Source organism: Pontibacter qinzhouensis, from assembly GCF_008017455.1.
GTDB lineage: Bacteria > Bacteroidota > Bacteroidia > Cytophagales > Hymenobacteraceae > Pontibacter > Pontibacter qinzhouensis.
This window is the reverse complement of record NZ_VRTY01000193.1, coordinates 1-2,459: the sequence shown is the minus strand read 5'-3', so window position 1 is coordinate 2,459 and position 2,459 is coordinate 1. Positions and strand designations below refer to the sequence as shown.

The 2,459-nt window shown below is 35.3% G+C and carries 3 protein-coding genes; 1 reads left to right on the top strand and 2 read right to left on the bottom strand.

Annotation, left to right across the window (positions count from 1 at the left end; all coding sequences use genetic code 11):
* The first annotated feature begins 54 nt into the window (after positions 1-54).
* Positions 55-564, top strand: coding sequence for a hypothetical protein (locus tag FVR03_RS23890; protein WP_147924287.1), 510 nt, complete (start codon positions 55-57; stop codon positions 562-564).
* Between the two features lie 42 nt (positions 565-606).
* Here FVR03_RS23890 and FVR03_RS23885 read toward each other — a convergent pair whose 3' ends face one another.
* Together FVR03_RS23885 and FVR03_RS23880 are read right to left on the bottom strand one after the other, a co-directional pair.
* Positions 607-1,284, bottom strand: a complete 678-nt coding sequence (locus tag FVR03_RS23885) for an SLATT domain-containing protein (RefSeq protein WP_147924286.1) — start codon at positions 1,282-1,284, stop codon at positions 607-609.
* A gap of 174 nt (positions 1,285-1,458) precedes the next feature.
* Positions 1,459-2,349: a reverse transcriptase domain-containing protein gene (locus tag FVR03_RS23880; RefSeq protein WP_187270293.1), complete on the bottom strand. Its 891-nt coding sequence runs from the start codon at positions 2,347-2,349 to the stop codon at positions 1,459-1,461.
* Between the last annotated feature and the right edge of the window lie 110 nt (positions 2,350-2,459).

The following is a 2,459-nucleotide window of genomic DNA, read 5'->3' as shown; positions in this document are numbered from 1 at the left end:
AAGAACATCAGAAACCTATACCCCCAGAACTTCAAAAACAAATCAAACATGTAGTTGGTCGGGTGGATACACCTGGTGCACCACCTGCTGGCAGCTATGCACTTTACGCCGCAGGGTATCATTTTTCCGGTATCAGCGGCCATACTGGAGCACATAAACGATTACCGCAGCGTGCTCGAAGCCTACTCGCACCCGCTGCTGGACTTTATAGAATGGCGTAAAACAGCCGACCATAACGTAGAGGTCCTGAACGAAACTGCAGCTTATTACCGCTACTTTGATGCCACCCGCCAGGCCGAGTTTTTGTTCGACTGCGTAGCCTATACCCTCGACCGGATTATACCGGAAGAAGTAGCTTACCTGCAGCAATACGATAGCTTTAAAACCTGGCTCGACGACCGGTTCCAGATGCCCAATAAAATGGTGGCTTTGCTGATCAAGTTCCTGGAGCAAGCAGGAGGCAAGCTATCGAAGCGGTCAAGAGAGAAGGAGTTTCAGCTTTTAACGGATGTGGAAGTGCAGCAGATAGAGGCTGCTTTTGCAGGTTACTTTTACGATGGATGAAAAGCCCATTGCTGGCCTTTGCTGGCGCGAGCCTGCATTAGATTAAGGATGTAAAATTATTGCTAAAATAAATAGAATTGGTGGAACAAGAATAAGTAAAAAGTATAACCATCTTGGCTGCAAAAATGCCTGAACATCTATTTTAAATATTTTCCAATATCTGACTTTCAATGATTTAACATCTGAGGTATCCGAGGAATATCCAATCAAGAACTCATTTGGGAAGTCGTATGGGTAACTAGCATTAAACGCTTTATAATGGATTGCACTATGATTCTCAGAAAATCTCTGTATAACTATATCATATTGATCTGAAATGCTTTTGATATTTTGCTCTAATGAGTAAGAAGAAATATTCTTTTTTGACAGAAGAAAATTCAATTCATTCAATAGTTTAGATATTTCCTTTGAGCAGTCATGAAATCTTTCCGCTTTCAGTTTATAATCATTAGCCGATTCTAGCTGTGAAAATGCTAGAATTAAAACTGATAATGTCATTGTTGAAAACTGGATCAATAAATTAAAATCAGAAGATACTACTTTGTAAATACTTAGAAAATTTATAATAATTACATAAGCTGAAAAGAAGCTAATAGCGAAATTAGATAAGGCATGTTTTCCAAGATAGTGATTATACGCCTCGAATCTAACTCCCCTCGTAATCCACATTTTAGTTTTCAAGGCATTTGTATAATCGCCTAAATGATTTTCAATTTCCATTCTTTAAGATATATTTTCAAAAAATCTGTGAGAAAAGGTAGGGGCTGCCTATAATGATAATGATAAACACTCTTGAGATAAGAGTTTAGAACCCGCTAAGCGAGAAGATTACAACCACTTCATACAGAAGTATGAGTTACCTGCACGAAACTAAAATGTGCAAGGAGACAGCCCCTAATACAGTTCACCTAAATCTAGGTCAAGTTCATAGATATTTTCAAATTTGAGTTTATTGAAAGAAATGTTAATTTCTGTTTCGCTATATTTTAAAGATGGATTAAAAATGCCGTATCGTCTTAAGAGACTTTCTTTTTTATCAGGTGAATCATAAAAATTGTAATTGTGGATATACCCTGCTGTAGGATAATGCCTGGCATGGTAGTAAGATTTTACAAATGATTTTGTCTCAGGGGGCGTTTTGAAATCAAAAGCGGCCTGTCTTTTAAAAAAACTCTTAATTATTTCATCAAGATGGTATAATAACCTTAAATCATTAATTTCCAAAAAATAGAAAATCCATCCATACCTCTTCTTATCATCAATTGCACCAGTTATTTTCTCATTGATAATATCAATGAACCTGTTTTTTAGATAAGTTGAGTTATTGGCCATCCATGTTTGAAGGTTTGGATCCTTTAATTTATAATTGAACCAAGTAAACTTAGCAGCAATTTTATGGATAAATATATTTACTGTAGATTGTCTTACTGTAATAATTCCATTCTTAAACTTATAGCCTAAATATTCATATTCTTCATTAAGGAAACCCTCCTCCTTTTTGTTTTTGTTTAGGCTTAATTCTAATTGACTTAACTCTTGCGATACTCTATCTAATAACTGGTTGTGAGTTAAAACAGAAGACATTAAAAGAATGTCATCTACATATCTTATATATTTAAAACTACTTGTATTAAGCAAGTTATCTACTTTAGAGATGTATATGTTAGCAAGGATACTTGATATTGATAAGCCTTGAGGTACACCTATTTTATTACTTAATTTCTCCCGATCTTCTCTTTTGTAACCGACTCCTATAGTAGGATTTTTTATTGCTGATTCAATCAAGTATAAAACCTTCTTTGATTTTATTTTCTTTTTTAATGCTATAGGAGTTACGCATAGTTATAAATGAATTCCCGCTGCACCTGGAGAAAAAGCTTCCTCTGGAGGGCATA